The sequence below is a fragment of the Micromonospora echinofusca genome, assembly GCF_017614955.1.
Lineage (GTDB): Bacteria > Actinomycetota > Actinomycetes > Mycobacteriales > Micromonosporaceae > Micromonospora > Micromonospora echinofusca_A.
Map to the genome: position 1 here is coordinate 1 of NZ_WVUH01000564.1, position 2,652 is coordinate 2,652.

The 2,652-nt window shown below is 74.2% G+C and carries 3 protein-coding genes; 2 read left to right on the forward strand and 1 reads right to left on the reverse strand.

Features of this window, described 5'->3' with window-relative positions; all coding sequences use genetic code 11:
• A partial coding sequence (locus GSF22_RS32735) for a molybdopterin-dependent oxidoreductase (RefSeq protein WP_208817779.1) occupies nt 1-1,069 on the forward strand: 1,069 nt, incomplete at its 5' end.
• Between the two features lie 51 nt (nt 1,070-1,120).
• Here the strand turns inward: GSF22_RS32735 and GSF22_RS32740 are convergent.
• Nucleotides 1,121-1,315, reverse strand: a complete 195-nt coding sequence (locus tag GSF22_RS32740; RefSeq protein ID WP_208817780.1) for a DUF2795 domain-containing protein — start codon at nt 1,313-1,315, stop codon at nt 1,121-1,123.
• Nucleotides 1,316-1,437: 122 nt separating this feature from the next.
• On the opposite strand from GSF22_RS32740, the gene GSF22_RS32745 reads away from it, so the two are divergent.
• On the forward strand, nt 1,438-2,652 hold a 1,215-nt coding region (locus GSF22_RS32745), incomplete at its 3' end, for an erythromycin esterase family protein (protein WP_208817781.1).

A 2,652-nucleotide genomic window follows, 5' to 3' on the forward strand; every position in this document is an offset into this window, starting at 1 on the left:
GGCTGGTGGTGGTGCGCCCGCCCGGCGCCGGCTGCTGGGCAACGCGGCGGCGGTGGCCGCCGGCACCGCCCTCGGCGTGGTGGGTGCCCGGCACCTGCGCCGGTCGGCCACCCTGGACGTCGAGCGGTCCCGCGCGGCGGTGCGCCTGCCACCCCCCACCGACCCGGCACCGCCGCTGCCGACCGGGGTGGCCCCCGGTTTCCACACCCCGAACGCCGACTTCTACCGGGTCGACACCGCCCTCACCGTGCCCCGCCTGGACGTCGACGCCTGGCGGCTCCGGATCCACGGCCTGGTCGACCGGCCGGTCGAGGTGAGCTTCGCCGACCTGCTCGACCGGGAACTGGTCGAACGGGACATCACCCTCAACTGCGTCTCCAGCGAGGTCGGCGGCCCGTACGTGGGTACCGCCCGGTGGCTGGGCGTCCCGCTCGCCCCGCTGCTGCGCTCCGCCGGCATCCGGGCCGGCGCCGACCAGGTGGTCGCCCGGTCGAGCGAGGGCATGACCATCGGTACCCCGGTCGACACCCTGCTGGACGGTCGGGACGCGCTGCTGGCGGTGGGCATGAACGGGGAACCGCTGCCGCTGGCCCACGGGTTCCCGGTCCGGATGCTCACCCCAGGGCTGTACGGGTACGCCGGTGCCTGCAAGTGGATCGTCGAGTTGGAGCTGACCCGGTTCGCGGACTTCGACCCGTACTGGGTGCGCCGGGGCTGGGCCCGGGAGGCACCGGTGAAGACCGCGTCCCGGATCGACCGGCCCGGCCCGTTCGCACGGCTGGCCGCCGGCCGGGTGGCGGTGGCCGGGGTCGCCTGGGCGCAGCGGCGCGGGATCGCCGCCGTCGAGGTCTCCGTGGACAGCGGCCCCTGGCAGCCGGCCACCCTGCGGCCCGTACCGTCGACCGACACCTGGGTGCAGTGGCGGTACGACTGGGACGCCCGACCGGGTGGGCACAGCCTGCGGGTACGCGCCACCGACGGTAACGGCGACGGGCAGACCGGCGAGCGGGCCACGCCGTTCCCGGACGGGGCGACCGGTTGGCACACCGTCGCGGTCACCGTCACCTGACCCCGCCGGACGGGACACGCGGGCCCAGCGGTCCGGCAGCCCTCCACCACCTCAGCCGGGCAGCTCGCGCAGCGCCTCGACCAGTTCCTCCGGCGAGCCGAACTCGGCCACCGGCAGCGTCCGTAACGACTGGAGCAGAGGCGTACCGGCGCCCGCCTCCTGGGCCCGCCGGAGCAGGTCGTCCCGGGACACCGGGTAGTCCAGACCGCCCAGGAACTCCTGCAACTGCACCCCGGTCACGCTCATGCCGGTCGGCTACCCGCCGGACGCGCCGGCACACCCGCACCGGGGGTCCGGTCGGGTGGGCCTGCACCACAGGGTGCCGGATCTGTCGGGTTTGCCGCCGTCGGCGCCGGGTAGGGGCAGGCATGCTGGTACGACGGCTGGGCGCCCCGAGCGACTTCGACCTCCTGCTGGACCGCGTCGGCGACGCCCGGGTGGTGATGCTCGGCGAGGCGAGTCACGGCACCCACGACTACTACCGGATCCGGGAACAGCTCACCCGGCGGCTCATCGCCGAACGGGGCTTCTCGTTCGTCGCCGTCGAAGGGGACTGGCCGGACTGCGAGCGGGTCAACCGGTCGGTGACCGGCGCGCCCCGGGGCGCCGCCGACCCGCAGGCCGCCCTGGAACGCTTCGAACGCTGGCCCACCTGGATGTGGGCCAACGCCGAGGTGGCCCGGTTCTGCCGCTGGCTGCGGGCGTGGAACGTGGAACGACCCGAGTCGGCCCGCGCCGGTTTCCACGGGCTGGACGTCTACAGCCTCTGGGAGTCCATGCAGGCGATCTTCGACTACCTCGGCGAGGAGGACCCGCGCTCGCTGGAGGCCGCGCAGGACGCGTACCGCTGCTTCGAGCCGTACGGCAAACGGATCGAGGAGTACGGCATGGCGAGCCGGTTCGTCTCCGCCCGCTGCGAGGACGAGGTGGTCCGGCTGCTGGCGCGTACCCGGGAACAGGCCGCCCACGACGGCCCGGACCGCTTCGCCGCCTGGCAGAACGCGGAGGTGGTGGCCGGTGCGGAACGGTACTACCGGTCGATGGTCGGCGGTGGCCCGCAGTCCTGGAACATCCGGGACACCCACATGGCGGACACCCTGGACCGGCTGCTGGACCGGTACGGTCCCGACGCGAAGGCGGTGGTCTGGGCGCACAACACGCACATCGGGGACGCCCGGGCCACCGACATGGCCGACGCGGGGCTGACCAACATCGGTCAACTGGCCCGGGAGCGGTACGGCGCCGACGCGGTGGTGCTGATCGGCTTCGGCAGTTACGCGGGGAGCGTCGTCGCCGCGCCCCGCTGGGGTGCGGCGGCCGAGTCGATGACGGTGCCCCCGGCCCGACCCGGATCGGTGGAACACCGCCTGCACGAACTGCTGCCCGAACGGGCGTTACTCGTCTTCGACGGCCCGGACCAGCCCGACTGGGTGACCGGGGAGGCCGACCACCGGGCCATCGGGGTGGTCTACGACCCGTCCTTCGAGTCCTGGGGCAACTACGTGCCGACCCGGCTCGCGCAACGGTACGACGGCTTCGTCTGGTGCGACCGGACCACCGCCCTGCACCCGCTGCCCGCCCTC

Excerpts from the sequence above, each read along its gene's own strand:
- GSF22_RS32740 (WP_208817780.1), bottom strand. The coding sequence starts at position 1,315 with ATGAGCGTGACCGGGGTGCAGTTGCAGGAGTTCCTGGGCGGTCTGGAC.